This window comes from Tumebacillus avium (assembly GCF_002162355.1).
GTDB classification, from domain to species: Bacteria; Bacillota; Bacilli; order Tumebacillales; family Tumebacillaceae; genus Tumebacillus_A; species Tumebacillus_A avium.
Map to the genome: position 1 here is coordinate 2,178,747 of NZ_CP021434.1, position 20,553 is coordinate 2,199,299.

General features: G+C 58.3%; 17 protein-coding genes. All 17 read left to right on the forward strand.

Going from position 1 to position 20,553, the window contains the following annotated elements; all coding sequences use genetic code 11:
• Window positions 1-278 precede the first annotated feature (278 nt).
• A complete protein-coding gene (locus CBW65_RS10495) occupies window positions 279-1,367 on the forward strand; it encodes a carbamoyl phosphate synthase small subunit (protein WP_087456757.1) in 1,089 nt (362 codons plus the stop codon).
• Entirely contained in the window at window positions 1,351-4,563 is a 3,213-nt protein-coding gene (gene carB, locus CBW65_RS10500) for a carbamoyl-phosphate synthase large subunit (protein ID WP_087456758.1), read from the forward strand. The genes CBW65_RS10495 and carB overlap by 17 nt, the downstream gene beginning before the upstream one ends.
• On the forward strand, window positions 4,526-5,488 hold the full coding sequence (gene argF / locus CBW65_RS10505) for an ornithine carbamoyltransferase (protein ID WP_087456759.1): 963 nt from the start codon (window positions 4,526-4,528) through the stop codon (window positions 5,486-5,488). The genes carB and argF overlap by 38 nt, the downstream gene beginning before the upstream one ends.
• A 27-nt stretch (window positions 5,489-5,515) precedes the next feature.
• Window positions 5,516-6,715, forward strand: coding sequence for an argininosuccinate synthase (locus CBW65_RS10510; RefSeq protein ID WP_087456760.1), 1,200 nt, complete (start codon window positions 5,516-5,518; stop codon window positions 6,713-6,715).
• Between the two features lie 13 nt (window positions 6,716-6,728).
• Window positions 6,729-8,117, forward strand: coding sequence for an argininosuccinate lyase (gene argH / locus CBW65_RS10515; RefSeq protein WP_087456761.1), 1,389 nt, complete (start codon window positions 6,729-6,731; stop codon window positions 8,115-8,117).
• 117 nt (window positions 8,118-8,234) lie between these two features.
• Window positions 8,235-8,888, forward strand: a complete 654-nt coding sequence (locus CBW65_RS10520) for a YIP1 family protein (RefSeq protein WP_087456762.1) — start codon at window positions 8,235-8,237, stop codon at window positions 8,886-8,888.
• Window positions 8,889-8,894: 6 nt separating this feature from the next.
• Window positions 8,895-9,944, forward strand: coding sequence for an efflux RND transporter periplasmic adaptor subunit (locus CBW65_RS10525; protein WP_087456763.1), 1,050 nt, complete (start codon window positions 8,895-8,897; stop codon window positions 9,942-9,944).
• Complete coding sequence (locus tag CBW65_RS10530; RefSeq protein ID WP_087456764.1) at window positions 9,941-10,645, forward strand: ABC transporter ATP-binding protein; 705 nt, start codon at window positions 9,941-9,943, stop codon at window positions 10,643-10,645. The genes CBW65_RS10525 and CBW65_RS10530 overlap by 4 nt, the downstream gene beginning before the upstream one ends.
• A complete protein-coding gene (locus tag CBW65_RS10535) occupies window positions 10,642-11,829 on the forward strand; it encodes an ABC transporter permease (RefSeq protein WP_087456765.1) in 1,188 nt (395 codons plus the stop codon). Before CBW65_RS10530 ends, CBW65_RS10535 begins: the two co-directional genes overlap by 4 nt.
• A 231-nt stretch (window positions 11,830-12,060) precedes the next feature.
• Complete coding sequence (locus CBW65_RS10540) at window positions 12,061-13,032, forward strand: metal ABC transporter solute-binding protein, Zn/Mn family (RefSeq protein ID WP_087456766.1); 972 nt, start codon at window positions 12,061-12,063, stop codon at window positions 13,030-13,032.
• Between the two features lie 162 nt (window positions 13,033-13,194).
• On the forward strand, window positions 13,195-14,154 hold the full coding sequence (locus CBW65_RS10545; RefSeq protein ID WP_087456767.1) for a metal ABC transporter substrate-binding protein: 960 nt from the start codon (window positions 13,195-13,197) through the stop codon (window positions 14,152-14,154).
• Between the two features lie 138 nt (window positions 14,155-14,292).
• Window positions 14,293-15,072 carry a metal ABC transporter ATP-binding protein gene (locus tag CBW65_RS10550; protein WP_087456768.1) on the forward strand — a complete coding sequence of 260 codons (780 nt, stop codon included), beginning with the start codon at window positions 14,293-14,295 and terminating at the stop codon, window positions 15,070-15,072.
• Window positions 15,073-15,081: 9 nt separating this feature from the next.
• Entirely contained in the window at window positions 15,082-15,945 is an 864-nt protein-coding gene (locus tag CBW65_RS10555) for a metal ABC transporter permease (protein WP_232463528.1), read from the forward strand.
• A 187-nt stretch (window positions 15,946-16,132) separates the two neighbouring features.
• Complete coding sequence (gene ftsE / locus CBW65_RS10560; RefSeq protein WP_087456769.1) at window positions 16,133-16,819, forward strand: cell division ATP-binding protein FtsE; 687 nt, start codon at window positions 16,133-16,135, stop codon at window positions 16,817-16,819.
• A complete protein-coding gene (gene ftsX / locus CBW65_RS10565) occupies window positions 16,809-17,693 on the forward strand; it encodes a permease-like cell division protein FtsX (protein ID WP_087456770.1) in 885 nt (294 codons plus the stop codon). Before ftsE ends, ftsX begins: the two co-directional genes overlap by 11 nt.
• 72 nt (window positions 17,694-17,765) lie before the next feature.
• Window positions 17,766-18,986: a murein hydrolase activator EnvC family protein gene (locus CBW65_RS10570; protein ID WP_157721882.1), complete on the forward strand. Its 1,221-nt coding sequence runs from the start codon at window positions 17,766-17,768 to the stop codon at window positions 18,984-18,986.
• A 137-nt stretch (window positions 18,987-19,123) separates the two neighbouring features.
• On the forward strand, window positions 19,124-20,533 hold the full coding sequence (locus CBW65_RS10575; protein WP_157721883.1) for a S41 family peptidase: 1,410 nt from the start codon (window positions 19,124-19,126) through the stop codon (window positions 20,531-20,533).
• The last annotated feature ends 20 nt before the right edge of the window (window positions 20,534-20,553 follow it).

Consider the following 20,553-nt stretch of genomic DNA (forward strand, 5'->3'; position numbering starts at 1 on the left):
CCCTTTTTATACGAAAAGGGGAAAGAGGGTGTCCCGTCTGCAGCCGGGACGATCTATGTTATCGCGACTCTGTCGTCGTGTGCGCTGCCACCTCGCTTTTCTCTCTGTACGACAGAGTGCGCGTCTCCCACGGTGGGGGTTGTGATGTACTCATACGATATGAGCCTGCGCCCGAATGGGTGCTTATCCTCTGTTCAAAAATCAGTTCTTGAATAAAAATACATGAGTATGTATAATAACACAAGACAACGACGCACCCATGGGGAGGGAAAGACAGCATGAAAGGTGTTCTCGTTCTGGAGAACGGACGGCAATTTCGCGGCGAGCTGATCGGCTCGTCAGACTGGAGTTACGGAGAAGTGGTGTTTCACACCGGGATGACCGGCTATCAGGAGATCCTGACCGACCCGTCTTACGCCGGGCAGATCGTCGCCATGACGTATCCGCTGATCGGCAACTACGGGATCAACGAGCAGGATTTTGAAGCAAAACGCCCCTGGCTGACCGGCTTTATCACCGGAGAGGCTTGCGACTCCCCGAGCCATTTTCGAAGCAAAGTGACCTTGCATGAGTATCTGGCGCAACATGGCATCACCGGACTGACCGGTGTCAACACGCGGGCGCTGGTGAAAACGATCCGCGAAGCAGGCAGTCTGAAAGGGTATGTACTGCCGGAATCGAGGCTGGCCGAAGCGGAGCAGTTCCAATATCCCGCGTTGCCCCGCGACCTCGTGCAGATGGTCAGCACGAAAGAGATGCGGCGGATCAACGTGGGTGGTGAACTGCATGTGGTGCTGCTCGATTTTGGCGCGAAGGAAAACATCTCCGGTTCGCTGGCCCGCCTTGGCTGTCAAGTGACAATCGTGCCGGCCGGAACTTCTTTTGAAAAAATCGCCGCGCTGCAGCCGGATGGCATCATGCTCTCCAACGGGCCGGGCGATCCGGCCGACTGCGCGGAGTACCTGCCGTTGGTGAAAAAGCTGGCCGAGACGTATCCGCTGTTTGGCATCTGCCTCGGGCATCAGCTGCTCGCGCTGGCCTTTGGCGCGCAGACAGGGAAAATGGGCTTCGGTCATCGCGGCTCCAACCACCCGGTGCAGGATCTGCAGACGGGCAAGGTCTGGATCACGTCGCAAAACCACGGCTACAGTGTGCAAGAACATGGTCTGCCGCATGGACTCGTCGTCACGCACCGGCATGTGAATGACGGCACAATCGAAGGGGTGGCGCACCAAAGTCTTCCGGCGTTTTCGGTGCAGTTTCACCCGGAGGCCTGCCCGGGGCCGCAGGATGCGGAAATTTTGTTCCACCGCTTTCTGGCCGGGATGAAGGAAAGGAAGGGATCGCAACTTGTCAGCAGCACCTAATCTCGCCAAAATCCTCGTCGTCGGCTCCGGCCCTATCGTCATCGGGCAGGCTGCCGAGTTCGACTACGCCGGAACGCAGGCTTGCAAAGCCCTGCGCGAAGAAGGCTGCGAGGTGATCCTCGTCAACTCCAACCCGGCGACGATCATGACCGACCACGAGGTGGCCGACCGCATCTACATCGAGCCGCTGACCGTGCCGATGCTCACAGCGATCATCGCCAAGGAGCGTCCGCAAGGGCTGCTCGCGACGCTGGGAGGACAGACGGCGCTCAACCTCGCCGTCGATCTCGCCGAAGCGGGCGTGCTTGCCGAGTATGAGGTAGAACTGCTCGGCACGCCGCTGGAGTCGATTCAACGGGCAGAGGATCGTCAACTGTTCAAAGACCTGATGGAAGAGCTGGAGCAGCCGATTCCGGAGAGCGCGATTGTCCATACGCTCGCAGAAGGCCGCGCTTTTCTGCACGAGATCGGGCTGCCGGTCATCTTGCGCCCGGCCTTTACGCTCGGCGGCACCGGAGGCGGGATCGCCGAGACTTGGGAGGAGTTCGAAGACATTCTCCTGCGCGGGCTGAAGCAGTCGCCGATCTCGCAAGTGCTCGTCGAACGGAGCATCAAAGGCTGGAAAGAGATCGAATACGAAGTGATGCGCGACAGCAATGACACCTGCATCACGATCTGCAACATGGAGAACCTCGACCCGGTGGGCGTGCACACCGGCGACTCGATCGTCGTCGCCCCGTCGCAAACGCTGACCGACCGCGAATACCAGATGCTGCGGACGGCGTCGGTGAAGATCATTCGCGGGCTGAAGATCGAAGGGGGCTGCAATGTGCAGTTTGCGCTCGATCCGCTTTCGGAGCGCTACTGCGTGATCGAAGTCAATCCGCGCGTGTCCCGCTCATCGGCCTTGGCGTCAAAAGCGACCGGGTATCCGATCGCCAAGATCGCTGCGAAGATCGCCATCGGGCAGCATTTGCACGAGATTGTGAATCCTGTCACAGGCAAGACGTTTGCGTCGTTCGAACCGGCGCTCGACTACATCGTGGTGAAGATTCCGCGCTGGCCGTTTGACAAGTTCCCGCATGCCGACCGCACGCTGGGGACGCAGATGAAGGCGACCGGCGAAGTGATGGCGCTCGGGCGGACGTTTGAAGAAGCGTTGCAAAAAGCGGTCCGGTCGCTGGAGATCGGCGCGGACGGCTTGGTGTGGAACGGGGAGCTGGCAACGCCTGCCGTTGCCGATGACCGCCGATTGTACGCGCTGATCGCAGCGCTGCGCAGTGGTTTGGCGTGGCAGGAGCTTCAGTCGGCGACCGGCGTGGATGCGTGGTTTTTGCAGAAGCTGCAAGGGCTGGTCGAGGTGGAAGGGGAGATCGCAGCATGCGAACTCTCTTTGGAAAATCTCACCCGTTACAAGCAAAAAGGCTTCTCCGACGCCCGCATCGCCGAGCTGCACGGAAAGGGACTGTCAGCTCAAGATGTGCAGGCTCTGCGCAAAACGTGGAGCATCAAGCCGTCCTATCTCCTCGTCGATACGTGTGCGGCCGAATTTGTATCCGCCACACCGTATTTTTACTCAACTTATCACGGCGAAGATGAATACCTCGCGCCGACCCATAAACAAAAAGCGCTGGTGCTTGGCTCCGGCCCGATCCGCATCGGGCAGGGCATCGAGTTTGACTACTGCTCCGTCCACGCGGTCAAGGCACTGGAACGGCTGGGGTTCGAAACGGTGATCCTCAACAACAACCCGGAGACGGTCTCGACCGATTTTGATACGGCCGACCGCTTGTTCTTCGAACCGCTGACGGCGGAAGATGTGCTGGAAGTGGCGGAGCGCGAAGGGATTCACCGCGTGTTTGTCCAGTTCGGCGGGCAGACGGCGATCAACCTCGCTGAGCCGCTGCAAAGCCAAGGACTGACCTTGGCAGGCACCACGCTCGATGCGATCCACAAAGCGGAAGACCGCGAAGAGTTCCGTCAACTGCTCGACGGACTCGGCATTCCGCAGACGCAGGGCAGTTCGGCACATACCACAGCAGAGGCTTTACAAGCCGCCGCCGCAATCGGCTACCCGGTGATGGTGCGTCCGTCCTACGTGATCGGCGGACGCGCGATGGCGGTCGTGCATAGTGATGAGGATTTGACCCGCTATATGGCCCAAGCGACCGACGTCGCCCTCGGCCACCCGATCCTGATCGACCAGTACCTGACCGGCAAAGAGGTGGAAGTCGACGCGATCTGCGACGGCGAAAACGTCCTGATCCCCGGCATCTTCGAGCACATCGAGCGGGCAGGCGTGCATTCCGGCGACTCGCTGGCCGTCTACCCGCCGCAGTCGCTGAGCCCGGAAGTCACCCTCACCCTCGTTGACTATACGCAAAAAATTGCGGAGGCGCTGGGCATCATCGGCCTGCTCAACATCCAGTTCGTGCTCGCCGGAAGCAGCGTCTACGTGCTGGAAGCCAACCCCCGCGCCTCGCGCACCGTGCCGATTTTGTCAAAAGTGACCGGGGTGCCGATGGTCGAACTCGCCGTGCGCGTTCAGTGCGGCGCCACGCTTGCCGACTGCGGCTACGGCACGGGACTCTACCCGGCCAAAGACCACGTCGTGGTCAAAGCGCCCGTCTTCTCCTTCGGCAAACTGACCGGCCTCGACATTCAGCTGGGCCCGGAGATGAAGTCGACCGGCGAAGCGCTGGGCATCGGCCTGACCTACCCGGAAGCGCTGGCCAAGTCTTTCCTCGGCAGCGGCCTCACCTTGCCCGAACACGGCGGCGTGCTCGTCTCGCTCACCGACCGCTTAAAAGAAGAGAGCCTGCCCCTGCTGCAACAACTCGCTCAGCACGGCATGACGCTCTATGCAACGCCAGGCACCGCCGAATTTTTAGAAAAATCCGGCCTGGCCGCCCACCCCGTTTCCCGTGCTGAAGACGACGTGCTGACCTTGCTCAAATCGGGCAAGATCAACCTCGTCCTCAACCTGCCGACCCAAGGAAACGACCCGGCGCGCCTCGGCTGCCTGATCCGCCGCTTTACCGTAGAAATGAAGATCCCCTGCCTGACCGCGCTCGACACCGCCGCCGCCTGGCTCTTGTCGCTCGAAGCCGGTGCGGGGGTTACCCCATACGCAATCGATTCTCAAGGAGGGATTACCCATGGCAACGATTCCGCTGCACAGCCTGCCTGCTCATAATCTGCAGGGGCGCGATTTTCTGGATTTTGCCGACTTCACGGCACAAGAGCTGCAACAGCTGCTCACCCTGTCGCTCGAACTGAAACTAAAACACAAAGCGGGCGTTCCCTACCGCCCGATGGCGGGGAAGACGCTGGGATTGATTTTTGAAAAAGCCTCCACGCGCACCCGCGTTTCCTTCGAAGTGGCGATGAACCAGCTCGGCGGGCAGGCGATGTTCCTGTCCGGCCGCGACACCCAGATCGGCCGCGGCGAACCGATTCCCGACACCGCCCGCGTCCTGTCGCGCTATCTGGACGGCATCATGATCCGCACGTTTGGGCATGAGATCGTTACCGAATTTGCCGCGTACAGCAGCGTGCCGGTGATCAACGGCCTGACCGACCTGCACCACCCCTGCCAAGTGCTGGCCGACGTGCTGACCTTGCAGGAGAAAAAAGGCAAGGTGCAGGGCCTGACCGTCACTTATGTTGGCGATGGCAACAACATGGCCAACTCCTGGCTGATCGCAGCGCCGAAGTTTGGCATCAACTTGCGCATCGCCACCCCGCCCGGCTATGAATGCGACCCGGCCGTCGTGGCCCAAGCGCAGCAGCTCGCCTCCTTCCACGGCACCGAACTGCTCCTCACGCACGACCCGATCCTTGCGGTGCAAGACACCGACATGATCTACACCGACGTCTGGGCTTCGATGGGGCAAGAGGAAGAGCAGAAGCAGCGCGAGCAGGATTTTGCCGCGTACCAAGTCAACCAGGCGCTCGCCGCCCACGCCAAGCCGGACTATCTATTTATGCATTGCCTGCCCGCCCATCGCGGTGAAGAGGTGTCGGCCGATGTGATCGACGGCCCGAACTCGGTGGTATTCGACGAAGCGGAAAACCGCCTGCACGTCCAAAAAGCGATCATCGTCGCCACGATGGTGTAATTGATCTAACAAAGGAGACTGAAAAACATGTCCAACAACAAAAAACTCATCCTCGCCTACTCCGGCGGGCTCGATACGTCTGTCGCTATCACCTGGCTCAACGAACAAGGCTATGAAGTCATCGCCGTCTCCGCAGATGTCGGCGAAGGCAAAGACCTCGAATTTGTGAAAAACAAAGCGCTGCAAGTTGGCGCCTCCAAGTCTTACATGATCGACGCCCGCGAACTTTTTGCCAAAGAATTTATCCTGCCGTCCTTGAAAGCAAACGCGCTCTACGAACACAAATACCCGCTGTCCGCCGCACTTTCCCGCCCGCTGATCTCGCAGCTGCTGGTGGAGTACGCGGAGCTGGAAGACGCGGTTGCCGTCGCGCACGGCTGCACCGGCAAAGGCAACGACCAAGTCCGCTTCGACGTCTCCGTCACCGCGCTCAACCCGAACCTTGAGATCGTAGCGCCTGTCCGCGAATGGGGTTGGTCGCGCGATGAAGAGATCGAATACGCGAAAGAACGCAACATCCCGATCCCGATCACCAAAGAAAACCCGTTCTCCGTCGACGCCAACCTCTGGGGCCGTTCCTGCGAGTGCGGCGTGCTGGAAGACCCATGGGCGGAAGCGCCGGAAGCGGCGTTTGAATGGACGGTCAACCCGGTCGATGCGCCCAATGCGCCGGAGTATGTTGAGATCGGGTTTGAAAAAGGGGTTCCGGTCTCCTTGAACGGCGAGGCGCTTGGGCTGGTCGAACTGGTCGAGCAACTGAACAAGATCGGCGGCGCGCATGGTGTCGGCCGCATCGACCATGTAGAAAACCGCTTGATCGGCATCAAGTCCCGTGAAGTGTACGAAGCTCCGGCCGCCTTGATCCTGATCGCCGCCCACCGCGAGCTGGAAACGATCACCTTGCCGCGCGAAGTGGCGCACTTCAAACCGCAGTTGGAACTGAAATACACCGAGCTCGTCTACAACGGCCTGTGGTTCTCGCCGCTGAAGAAAGCGCTCGACGCATTTATTGAAGAAACGCAAGCGACCGTCACCGGTACCGTTCGCGTGAAACTGCACAAAGGCACGTACCAGCCGGTCGGCAGAAAATCGGAGCAGTCCCTGTACGACCTCGACCTCGCGACCTATTCGCCGGACGATGCGTTCGACCACAACGCGGCGAAAGGCTTCATCAAGCTCTGGGGCTTGCCGACCAAAGTCTACTCCATAGTCAACAACGGCAAATAAGGGGGCAACACAGATGAAACTCTGGGGCGGACGCTTCACGAAACCGACCAACGAGCTGGTTGAAGAGTTCACCGCATCGATCACCTTCGACCAGCGCCTCGCCGCACAAGACATCCAAGGCTCCCTCGCCCATGTCAAAATGCTTGGCGCATGCGGCATCATCCCGCAAGAGGATGCGGACACGATCCGGGCTGGACTCTTGAAGCTGAAGGGGAAATGGGAAGGGGGTGACCTCCCTTTTTCCATCGGCGATGAAGATGTGCATATGAACCTTGAAAAGCATCTGATCGAAGAGATCGGCCCCGTCGGCGGCAAACTGCACACGGGACGCTCCCGCAACGACCAGGTCGCGCTCGACATGCATCTCTTTTTGAAAGAGGAAACGACCGAATTGGCCGGGCTGCTCACCCATCTCGTCTCGGTGCTGACCGCGAAATCGGAGCAGTACCTCGACGTGATCATCCCCGGCTACACCCATCTGCAGCGCGCGCAGCCGGTGCTGCTCGCCCAGCATTTTCTCGCTTATGCGGGCATGTTCCGCCGCGATGTAGAGCGGATGCAGGACGCGTTGAAGCGGATCGACATGATGCCGCTGGGGGCTGGGGCGCTGGCGGGAACGACTTTCCCGATTGACAGAGAAATGGTCGCGGCTGAGCTTGGTTTTTCGCGGATCTATGAGAACTCGATGGACGCTGTCAGCGACCGTGACTTCATCTTGGAGTTCCTGTCTGCCGCGTCGATCGTCATGATGCACCTGTCCCGTTTTTGTGAAGAACTGGTGCTGTGGTCGTCGACCGAGTTTGGATTCGTCGAGCTGGACGATGCGTATTGCACCGGCTCTTCGATCATGCCGCAGAAAAAGAACCCGGACGTCGCCGAGCTGGTTCGCGGCAAAACGGGTCGCGTCTACGGGCATCTGTTCTCGCTGTTGACGGTGCTCAAGGGCTTGCCGCTCGCTTACAACAAAGATCTGCAGGAAGACAAAGAGGGGATGTTTGACACGGTCGATACGTTAAAAACGTCTCTGATCCTGTTCGCAGGCATGATCGAAACGATGGAAGTCCGCCGCGAAAATACGGAGCGGGCTGTGAAGCAGGACTTCTCCGTCGCGACCGACCTCGCCGACTATCTGGTGCGCAAAGGGCTCCCGTTCCGTCAGGCGCATGAGGTGATCGGCAAGCTCGTCCTGCACTGCATCGGGCAGGGCAAGTATCTGCCGGATCTGACGTTTGCAGAGTATCAGGGCTTCTCCGAGCTGTTCGAAGAGGATCTCTATGCGGCGATCGACGTCCGCAATGTCGTCGAAGCGCGCAACTCGCTTGGCGGAACAGGTACGGAAAGCGTGAAAAAACAGATCGCCGGCTATCAGGACTGGCTGGCGGCGCAGACTCGCGAAGTGTAATCACTTCGCGGGTTTTTTCTTTTTTTCAGCAAAACGTGAACCTTTTTGGGTTTCGTTCGTATTACAAGTAGTTCCAGTTCTTATCAAATTAATCTCTACTATGAAAGGGTGTAAAAAATGGGGAACATTCTTGGGGTACTTACGCAACCGGCCGCCGCGTTTGAACGGCTGCGCGGAAAAGGCGGCTGGGTGCTGACTTTGCTTGTATTGACGGCGTTGTCTGTCTTGGGCGTGTGGCTGCAGCAGGACGCGATGCTCGGCACGGTTGAGCAGGAATTGATCAAATTGGAAGAGCAAGGGCAAGCGATGCCGGACAGCGTGCGAGACATCGCGTCTGCAACGGCGGTTATCATCGGCTATGTCACGGCGGCGCTCAGCATGGTGCTGACGATGTTTGTCGGCGGCCTGCTGCTCTTGCTCGTCAACCTGTTCGTGCGTGGGGAAGCGACTTATATGCAGCTGGCGAAAGTAGCGCTCTTCTCGTACATCCCGACGGTGATCGGGGTGCTGTTGACCGGCATCATCGCATTTGCGACCGGTGCGACCACGATGTATGATGTGTCGCTGACGGCGGGCGCGTTTGTGTCCGACAAATCGTCGATGCTGTTTGTCCTCGGGCAAATGATCAACCCGTTTGCGATCTGGAGCCTGGTGCTGGTCATCATCGGCACGTCGGTGATGACTCGCAAAGGCCGCGGCTCGGTCGCGCCTTGGATCGTGATCGGCTGGGCGATCTTCACCTTCCTCACCCTGCTTGGATCGAGAGCGTAACGCGCCATGAACAAAAAAGTCATCTGGGGTTCTGTCATCGCCGTGTCGGTCATCGGACTCGTCGGGGCGAACGTCTACAATATGAACAAAACGATCGACGTCACCGTCGCGGCGGCGGAAGAAGGCGCGATCACCGAAACGGTGTTTGCCAGCGGGCAGTTGGAGTCGGCCGAGGTGCAGAACTATTTTGCCCCGGCCAGCGGCGTGGTCGCCAAGCTCGAAGTCAAGCCGGGCGACACGGTGAAAAAAGGCCAGGCTTTGTACACCTTGCGTGTCGAGGACCTGCAGCAGCAGCTGAAGATGGAGCAGAACAACGTCAAGATCGCTGAAGCGGAACGCGCGGCGGCGGTCAGGCAAAATGAAGCGGCCAACGACAACCCGCTCTTGCCCGATCAGGAGATCGACCTGACCTTGTACGACCTGAAGATCGAAAACGCTAAGATGGCGGTCGAAGCGGTGCAGAAAAAAATCGCCTCCGCAACTGTCACCGCATCGCAAGCGGGCGTGGTGACCCAGGTGGAGATCAAAGCAGGCCAAATGCTGATGGAAGGCGCTCCGGCGCTGGTCATCGCCAACCCAGGCACCTTGCAGGTGCGGGCGCAGGTTGGCGAACTGGACGCGGGCAAAGTGAAACAAGACCTCGCCGTCACCGTCAGCGGAGACGCTTTTGCCGAGAACACCTATCCGGGCAAAGTCACATATCTGGCTCCGACAGCAGCGGTCCCGAATCCGGCCGCCAAAGAGCCGTCCGTCGAGATGGTCGTCGCCCTCGACAACCCGGCTCCGCAGCTGCGTCCAGGCTACAACGCGACGGTGGAGATCACCTTGACCGAAGCGGAAAAACACCCGCTGGTGCCGCTGGAAGCGCTGAAGCGCGAAGGCGACAACGCGTACGTCTACCGCGTCGAAAACGGCAAAGCGGTAGAAGTGGAAGTCGAGGCGGGCAAAGAGGATGAGGCAAACGTCGAGATCCTCAAAGGCCTGTCCGCCGGGGATGAGATCATCGCCAGCGTCCCGGAAGACCTGCGTGCAGGCAAAAAGGTGAAGGTGCAATGATCACCCTGAACGGCATTTCCAAAACCTACGACCAAGGCGGGCTGGAAGTGCAGGCGCTCCATCCGACCGACCTGTTGATCGACAAGGGCGAATTTGTCGCGATCATGGGCCCGTCCGGCTCTGGCAAGTCGACTTTGATGAACCTGCTCGGCTGTCTCGACATCCCGTCTGCGGGACGTTACGTACTGGACGGCGAAGAGGTGCAGAGCTTGACGGAAGATGAGCTGGCGATCGTGCGCAATCAGAAGATCGGCTTTGTCTTCCAGAGCTTCAACTTGCTGCCGCGCCAGACGATTTTGAAAAATGTCGAGCTGCCGATGCTCTACGGCGGGGTGCCGAAAGCGGAGCGCACGGAGCGGGCGGCCGAACTGCTCGCCAAAGTCGGGCTGGCCGACCGTCTCGGCCATCGTCCAAACGAGCTGTCCGGCGGGCAGAAGCAGCGCGTCGCCATCGCCCGCGCTTTGGCGATGAACCCGCCGATCCTGCTCGCCGACGAGCCGACGGGGAACCTCGACTCCAAGTCATCGCTCGACATCATGCACCTGTTCCGGCAGATCAACGACGAAGGTGCGACGGTGATTCTCGTCACGCACGAAGCGGACATCGCCGAGCATGCCAAGCGCGTGCTGCGCTTTGGCGACGGTGTGATCCGTGAAGATGTGATCAATGAGCACCGCGCGTCTGGGGAGGTGCTGGCATGAATCTGTGGGAAAGCATGCTCCTCGCGCTGGAGAACGTCCGCGTCAACAAAATGCGCTCCTTTCTCACGATCATCGGCATCGTGGTTGGTGTCGCGGCGGTCATCGCCGTCGTCTCGATCGGGCAGGCCGGGAAGTCGTCTTTGGTCAGTGAACTGGGCCAAGTGGCGGACGGCTCGTTTATCGTCATCCCGCAGAGCCAAGGCGACACGGGCGGCGTGACGGTCGACGATGTGGAGCAGATCAAGCGTCTCAAGGGCATCGACGCAGCGGTTGGTCTGCTCACGCTTCCGGCGGAGTCGAAGAAAGGCAAAGAGACGCTCAACTTCACGCTGAACGGCACCAACGCCGACTACACCAAGATCAACAACATGAAGCTGGCAGCGGGGCGCTTTTTTACAGCGGGCGAAGAGCGTTCGCGGCAGAAAGCGCTGGTCGTGGAGCTGAAGTACGCCGAAGCACAGTACGGCTCGGCAGCCAGCGCGTTGAACAAAAAAGTGACTTTAAACAGCAGCGTCTACCGCATCGTCGGCGTCTACAAGCCGGAGGAATCGCTGTTGGCCGGGCTGGCTGGCAACGTGTACACGGCGTTCCTGCCGATCGGGGCGCTGCCGGGTGCAGGCGAAGTGCGCGACGTGCAGTACATTCAGGCCAAAGCGGTGCAAGCGGATGAAGAGGAAGTCCGCGAGCAGGTCAAAGCGGTGAGACAACTGCTCGCCAAGCGTCACAACACGGCGGCGTCGAACTACATCGCCCAAACGGGCGAAGAGACGCAGGAAGCGGTGAAGTCGGCGTTTAACGTGGTGCAGACGATCATCGGTTCGATCGCCGGCATCTCGCTGCTCGTCGGGGGAATCGGCGTGATGAACATCATGCTCGTCTCCGTCACCGAGCGCACCCGCGAGATCGGGATTCGCAAAGCGATCGGCGCGACACCGGGCATGATCATGCGCCAGTTTTTGGTGGAAGCGGTCATCCTCTGCTTCCTCGGCGGTCTGCTCGGCACCTTGCTCGGCCTGATCGCCGCCGGCATCTTCTCGCTTTTCACCGGCTGGCCGTTCCTCGTCTCGTGGTGGACGATCCTGCTGGCATTCGGTTTCTCAGCAGCGGTAGGGATTTTCTTCGGCCTCTACCCGGCCAACAAAGCGGCCCGGATGCAGCCGATCGAGTCGTTGCGGTATGAGTAACTGATGGAGATTCTTGCGCAACTGTGAGGATGATCGGCACAGACTGCCTCTTGGGCAGTCTGTTTTCTTTTTTCAAGATTTTGGAAGTCACAATTCTGTCAGAGTGTTGTAAAATACCCTTATAGACTTCGGGTGAGCTTTTATAATACAATGCCTGTAAGAGATCGAATTTTCGAATAAATAATAGACACACCGTACAGAGAAACAGAGAGAAACAGGGAGGTCACTTCGATGAAACGTATGGCGAAAAAGATGGCAGCGATCACACTGGGGCTTAGCTTGGCGCTTACGGCGGCCGGCTGTTCCGATTCCGGCGAACAAGCGGTAGGCAAGACGGTCAAGGAAGGGGAAAAAGTGGTGGTGTACACCACGTTCCAGGCCCAGGGCAATTTTGCCAAAGAGATCGGCGGCGACAAGGTGGAAGTGGCCACGTTTATGCCGGCCGGGCAGAACTTCTGGCAGTGGGCACCGACGCTTAAAGACATGCGCGATCTGGAAAAGGCGGACGTGATGGTGCTCAACGGCAACGGCGTGGAAGACCGCTGGTGGGACCAGACCTTCGCGACCGTGAAGATCAAAAACGAAGACCTGCTCGTCATCGACGCCTCCGAAGGGGTCGAAGAGCTGGATCTGCTCCGCTACTACAACCCGGACGCCTCCGAAGAGGACAAAGCGAAAAAGCGCGTCGACCCGTGGCACTTCCTCGACCCGCAAAACGCGAAAAAAGAAGTCGACACCATCGCCGCCGCGCTCTCCAAAAAAGCGCCGGCCTACGCAGAAGAATTCAAAAAGAACGCCGACGCTTACAAAGTCAAGCTCGACGAACTCGATAAAAAATACGCCGACACCTTGGCGAAAGTAAAACGCAAAGAAATCGTGTCGCCTTACCCGGCGTTCCAATATCTCACCAAACGCTACGGCCTGAACTACTACGTTCCGACTTCGATCGCCATCAACGACTATCCGATGGATCAGGTGAACGAGATGAACGCGGTCAAAGCGGATTTCGCCAAGCATGACGCCAAAGTGATCTTCTTCGAAGGGGAAGCAGCGCCGCGCGTGCAGGAGTTCCTGTTCCAAATGGGCTACACAGCGGGCATCCTCAACCCGTACGAAGGCAAAACCGACCCGAGCGCAACGAAAGGCTACATCACCGTGATGGAAGAGAACCTCAAGATCTTGGAAACGGCGCTCAATCAATAAGTAAAAACAGGAAGAAAAAGGCACTCAATCTCCGCAAAAGGAGGTTGAGTGTTCTTTTTTGTGGCAACAATCGTAAGTGTTACGATTTACAAACGAATGCAAAAGGAGTATATTGAGAGCGTGGTATTTCGTAATGATTACGTTTTAGGGGGAGTTTGCAGAATGAACAAATGGTGGAAACTAACAGCAGCAACTCTGTTTTCGACTTCGCTTTTGCTCACGGGCTGCGGCGATTCATCCAACCAAGGCGCAGGCAAAGGGTCTGCTTCCGATAAAGTGCAAGTGGTGACGACGTTCTACCCGATGTATGAGTTTACGCAAAAAGTGGCGGGAGATCTTGCCGATGTCTCGGTGCTGGTGCCGGCCGGAACGGAACCGCACGACTGGGAACCAACGGCAAAAGACGTTGCACGCATTTCCGAAGCGGACGTTTTCGTATATAATGGTGCAGGGTTCGAAGCGTGGGTTGATGACGTGCTGCAAACGGTCAACAACCAAGACCTGAAAATCGTGGAAGCATCGCATGGCGCGGAACTGGTCGAAGGCCATCAAGAGCATGAAGAAGCCGGCGACCACACAGAGGAGCATACGCACGGCGCTGTCGACCCGCACACCTGGCTCGACCCGGTGCTGGCCCAGCATGAAGTGCAGGAGATCGCGGCGATGCTGCAAACGGCCGACCCGGCACACAAAGCGGACTATCAGAAGAATGCAGATGCATATATCGCCGAGTTGAAAACGCTGGATGCGGCTTTCCAAACCGGCTTGAAAGATATGAAGTCCAACGAAATCGTCACCTCGCACACCGCGTTCGCCTACCTGGCGAAGCGCTACGGCTTGGAGCAGGTGCCGATCTCCGGCATCTCGCCGGAAAATGAGCCGACGGCAGCGGAGATGAAAGACATCGTGGCGTTTGCCAAAGCGCACAACGTGAAAACGATCTTCTTCGAAACCCTCGCCTCACCAAAAGTCGCCCAGGCGGTCGCCAAAGAAGTTGGCGCGGAAACTGCCGTGCTGAACCCGCTCGAAGGCCTGACGGAAGAGGAAAAGAAGAGCGGTCTTGATTACATCGGCGTCATGAAGAAAAATCTCGAAGAGCTTACGAAAGCTCTTTCGAAATAAATAGCAATCTGAAGAACTTTGATTCGAACTGTGGTCTCGAGAACTGCATTTGAAGAACCGGGGTCGAAGTGCAGGCTGGAATGCGCTTTGGCACCGGCATTTGCTTTTGATTTTGCTCAATTGAAAGGGGGATTGCAGATGGAACTCGCGAACATGAACGACGTGGTGTTTGGCTACGGCCACACGCCGGTGCTGGACGGACTGAACCTGACGATTCGCAAGTCGGAATTTATCGGGCTGACCGGGCCAAACGGTTCGGCCAAGACGACGACCTTGAAGCTGCTGCTCGGGCTGCTCACGCCGCAGCGCGGTTCGGTTGCGATCGAGAAACAGAAAGAAAACGGCAAGCCGGTCGTGATCGGCTACGTGCCGCAGGAGATCGCTTCCTTTAATGTCGGCTTCCCGAGCACCGTCTATGAACTGGTGCGCTCCGGCCTCTTCACGCGCAAACGCTGGTTTGGCCTGCTGCCTAAGGATGAAGTCGCCCGCGTCGAACACGTCCTGCGCCAAGTCGGCATGTGGGAGCACCGCAAACGCAAGATCGGCGAGCTCTCCGGCGGTCAAAAGCAGCGCGTCTGCTTGGCCCGCACCCTCGTCCTCGAGCCCGACCTGCTCGTGCTTGACGAGCCGACGACCGGCATGGACGTCACCGCCCGCACCTTGTTCTACGACCTGCTGCAACATCAGGTCGAAGCGCACGGCCGCACCGTGTTGATGGTCACGCACGATCTGGAAGAAACGTTGCCGCGTCTGACCCGCCTGCTCGTCCTCGACAAGTGGATCCGCTTTGACGGCACCCCGGAGCAGTTCCGCGAACGCATGGATCTGGCACGCCGTCCGGAGACCTTGCCGCTGTACTGCTGCTATGATGACCAGCAGCCGATCCTGCGCCAGAAGCAAGAGGAAGGGGTGAGCTAAGTGTTGGAGATGCTGCAATACGGCTTTTTGAAAAACGCCTTCCTCGCCGGCGGCATGATCGCGCTGATCGCCCCCGTGATCGGCGTCTACATCGTCCTGCGCCGCCAGTCGCTGGTGGCGGAGACCCTGTCGCACGTCTCGCTGGCCGGGGTGGCGCTGGGCGCTCTGCTCGGCTACTACCCGATGCTGACCGGCATGGCGGCGGCGCTGTTTGGCGCGATTTTGGTTGATACGTTACGACGGTCGTTCCGCTCCTACAGCGAGCTGTCGATCGCGATCCTGATGTCCGGGGGCCTCGCAACGGCGCTGGTCCTGATGAGCATGAACCAAGGGGTGAGCCGCAGCTTCACTTCCTATCTGTTTGGCTCGATCATCGCCGTCAACGCCACCGACCTGATGGTGATGGCGGGTGTGATGGTGTTATGCGCGCTCTTTTTCTTCTTCCTCTGGCGTCCGATGTACGTGTTGACATTTGATGAAGAGACGGCAGAAGTGAGCGGCATTCCGACCCGCTGGCTGTCGTTGTCCTTTTCGCTGCTGACCGGTCTGGTCGTGGCGGTCTCGATGCCGATCGTCGGCGTCCTGCTCGTCTCCTCCCTGATGGTCCTGCCGGCAGCGATCGCGCTGCGGCTGAGCAAAGGTTTCACCCTGGCGGTCGTGTTGGCCGTCGTGATCGGTCTGGTCGGCGTCCTGTCCGGCCTCACCCTCTCCTTCTACCAAGACATCCCGCCCGGCGGCACCATCGTGCTCGTCCTGATCGGCATCCTGATCGCCGTGCTTGGCATCAAGCGCCTCGTGCTCTTTTTCCAGACCCGCTTCGGTTCGAAAGAAGATGCGGGAATGGTCGCGAGCAAGACGGTGGAGGAGCGTTAAGATATCTAAAGCAAAAAACAAAAACACCCGCCTCCGGGTGTTTTTTCTTATCATTCCAGCATTTTATTACAGGAACTGACACAGGTGCGTCGAATAGTGTAGAGTGGCGTATGGCCATTTGTCTCTTTGTTCGACATCGTCTTAGCGGCACGAGCCGACAAATCAGACTAGAAAGTGGTGTGAAACGATGATCGAGATGCATGACGTTTGGAAGAACTATCCGAACGGCTCCGTCGCGTTACAAGGTGTGAGCGTACGCATTGACAAGGGCGAGTTTGTCTACGTGGTCGGGCCGAGCGGCGCCGGGAAATCCACGTTTATTAAATTGATGTACCGCGAAGAACGTCCGACCAAAGGATCGATCTTCGTCAACGGATTCAACATCGAACGGCTCAAAGAGCGCAAGATCCCGCTGATGCGCCGCCAGATCGGCGTCGTCTTCCAGGATTTCAAGCTCCTGCCGAACATTACTGTCTACGAAAACGTCGCGTTTGCGCTCGAAGTCATCGAAGCGCCAAAACGCAAAATTAAAGCCCGTGTTCCGGAAGTGCTGGAACTGGTCGGGCTGACCGAGAAAGCGAACGCTTTCCCGAACCAATTGTCCGGCGGCCAGCAGCAGCGCGTGTCGATCGCGCGCGCCCTGATCAACTCCCCGGCAGTTATCATCGCCGATGAGCCGACGGGGAACCTTGACCCGGAAACGTCTTGGGAGATCATGGATTTGTTTGAAGAGATCAACCGCCGCGGCACGACGATCGTGATGGCGACCCACAACAAAGAGATTGTCAACACCATGAAACGCCGCGTCATCGCCATCGAAGGCGGCCAGATCGTCCGCGACCAGAAACGGGGGGTATACGGCTATGAAAATTAGCACGTTCAACCGTCACGGCCGCGAAGGGTTTAAGAACCTGACCCGCAACGGCTGGATGACGTTTGCATCCTTGTCTGCCGTCACGGTCACTTTGCTTTTGCTTGGTGTGTTCCTTCTGCTCGCCTACAATGTGCAGCAGTTTTCCTATCAGTTAGAAAAGCAAGTCCTGATCAGCGTCTCGGTCGTCGACGGCACCGAACGCGCACAGATCGTCGAACTGGAACGCCAGCTGAAAAATCTGCCCGGCGTCTCCGAGATCGTCTTTGTGCCGAAAGAGGACGGCTTGGTGAGTTTAAAGGACAAGTTTGCTGACAATGGCGACTTGCTCGACGGTCTCGAGCAGGACAATCCGCTGCCTGACGTCTTTCGGGTAAAAGCGCAGGACCCGCAGCAAACATCCGCCCTCGCCGCCAAGATTCGCACGTTGAACCTTGTGGAAAAGGCCGAATACGGCGACAAGTCGATCGACCAGCTGTTTGACGTCACCGCGATGGTGCGCAACGCAGGAGCTGTTTTTGTCATCGGGCTGTGCTTTACGGCCCTGTTCCTGATCAACAACACGATCAAGGTGACGATCTTTGCCCGCCGCAAAGAGATCGAGATCATGAAGCTCTGCGGGGCGACCAACTGGTTTATCCGCTGGCCGTTCCTGATCGAAGGCCTCCTGATCGGCGTGCTTGGTTCGGCCCTGCCGATCCTCACGCTTGGCATCGGCTATGACTACCTGACGAAAAACGTGCCGGGCATCATGCTGTTCCGCTTTGCCGATTTCGATCCGCTGATGTACTCGGTCGCGGCGATCCTGCTTGGGATCGGCGCTTTGATCGGGATGATCGGCTCGGTGATGTCGATCAGTCGTTTCCTGCGTATTTAACCTCATGTTTCCAGTTTGTCCGCAGCCGATGCGGGCTAAACATTTGTCGCTTTGGGAAGGGAGACCATGAACATGCAATTCAAGTCTCACAAACGCCTGACTTTGGGTATCGCGTCTGCGCTGGCGCTGGCCATGTTGGTGCCGCAAGCCGCAATCGCCGATCTGAACGATCTGCAAGAACAGCAGCAAAACGAGCAGAGCAAGCTCGACGAGGCCCGCGAGAAAGAGAAAGCGGCCAAAGAGTTAAAAGAACAGTTTCAACAGCAGATCAACGTCAACGCGTCCGAGATCGAAACGCTCTCCGCGCAGATCGACGAAAAGGAAGGCGAGATCGCCCGTCTGCAGACCGAGATTTACAAAAAGGGTCAGCAGATCGAGCGCACGCAGCGTGAGCTTGAAGAGGCGGAAAAGCGCGTTAAAGAGCGGGACAAGCTGCTCAAAGAACGCCTCCGCCTGATGTATGAACAAGGGGAAGTGCAGTACCTCGAAGTGCTGCTCGGCTCCACCTCCTTCTCCGACTTCCTGGAGCGATTTAACGCCCTGCAGATGATCTTCGAACAGGACACGGTCATTCTGAAAAAGAACAAAGAAGACCGCGAACTGATCGCGCAGAAGAAAAAGCAGATGGAAGAGGAAAAGACCACTCTCGTCGGCATGCAGTCCACACAGCTCGAACAAAAGACGCAGCTCGACGGCCTGAAAGCGCAAAAGGAAGAGATCGCCGTCCAGCTCGAGTCGAACAAGTCCGAGCAGGAGCGCATCGAAGCGGAACAGCGCGACATTCAGGAATCCTCGATCAACGCGATCTACGCCCTGCAGCAGCAGATCAGCGAAGAGCGCAACAAGCAGGCCACGCAGAACCCGGGCAACGGCGGCGGCAATGGCGCTCCGGCACTGTCCGGCCCGTTCGCCTGGCCGGTGCCGAGCGGCGGCTGGGTGTCCTCGGAGTGGGGCAACCGCATCGACCCGTTCACCGGACAGCGCGCCGGCCATAACGGGCTCGACATCGCGGCGGCGACCGGCACCGATGTGGCGGCTGCCCAAGGCGGCATCGTGATCACGGCAGGCTGGGTCTCCGGCTTTGGCAACTGCATCATCATCGACCACGGCGGCGACCTCTGGACGCTGTACGGGCATCTGGTCAACGGCGGCGTGCTGGTCTCGGTCGGACAGGAAGTCGGCCAAGGCCAGATCATCGGCAAAGTCGGCTCCACGGGACGTTCGACCGGCCCGCACCTGCATTTTGGCGTCTATCAGAACGGTAAAGATATCGATCCGTATACGTATCTCTAATCCGCAGCATAAATCTACAATTTTTTGAACACCCTTCCCGATGCGGAGGGGTGTTGTACTATCATCGGGCGGATAGAGTATAATAAAATGAAGTTTTGCTTTTGTGAGACAAAGAGATAAAGGTGGTGCAGAAGACGATGTATATCCGAGGCCGCTACTTGGCTCTGGCGCTGATCGCAAGCATCGGGATCAGCAGCGGGGTGACCGCGCTGGTCACGAGCAACAACGGGACAAGCGCTCTTCCGGGCAGCTCGACTGCGACGCCGGAGTTTACCAAGCTGATGGACACTTACAATACGCTTCAGAAGTCGTATTACCAAGAAGCGAAAAGCGATACACTGCTCAACGGTGCGATCGAAGGCATGATCAAGTCGCTCGAAGACCCGTACTCCACCTACATGGCGCCACAAGAGGCGCAGCAGTTCCACGAAAACATCGAGTCTTCCTTCGAAGGCATCGGCGCGGAGATCCGCGAAGAGGAAGGCAAAATTGTCGTCGTCTCGCCGATCAAAGGCTCACCGGCTGAAAAGGCCGGCATCAAGCCAAACGATCGCATCCGCTCGGTCGACGGCAAATCGCTGGACGGCATGACCGCATCGGAAGCGGTGCTGCACATCCGCGGCAAAAAAGGCTCCAAGGCGGAGCTCGTCATCGAGCGTCCGGGCCAGCAAGGCGAACTGAACATTAGCTTGGTGCGCGATACGATTCCGCTGGAGACCGTCTACTCGGAGATGCTGCCGGAGCAGATGGGCAAGATCCAGATCACCAAAGTGTCGGAAACGACCTATACCGAATTTTCCAAAGCGCTGACCGATCTCAAGGCGCAAGGCATGAAAGGCCTGATCATCGACGTGCGTCAAAATCCGGGCGGGCTGCTCGACAAGACGGTGCAGATGGTCGACATGCTGCTGCCGGAAGGAAAGATGATCCTGCAGGTCGAGTACCGCGACGGCTCGAAAGACACCTACAAGTCGGACGCGAAAAAAGAAGACCTGCCGATCGTCGTGCTGATCGACGAAGGCACCGCATCGGCCGCCGAGATTCTGGCCGGCGCGTTAAAAGAGTCGGGCGACGTGCCGCTGATCGGCACCAAGTCGTTTGGCAAAGGCACCGTGCAGACCACCAAGTCGTTTGATGACGGCTCAGATATCAAATACACGATCGCCAAGTGGCTGACTCCGGACGGCAACTGGGTACACAAAAACGGCATCGAGCCGGATTACAAAGTTGAGCTGCCGGCCTACGCCTCCTTGACTGCGATCGACCCGGAGAAGGAAATGCGCCAGGAGCAGTTTTCCAACGAGGTTAAGTCAGCGCAGACGATGCTCGATGCCCTCGGCTTCAAGCCGGGCCGTCTCGACGGCTATTATGACGCCAAGACGACCGAGGCGGTCAAGGCGTTCCAGACGGCAAACAAGTTGGAAGCGACCGGCACGATCAAAGGCACGACGGCGATCAAGATGATGGAACAGCTGCAAGAGAAGCTGAAGAAAAATGACCTGCAACTGGAGATGGCGGAGCGCGTCCTCCGTAAAATGATTCCATAAGGGATTGGAGCAGGAGAGCA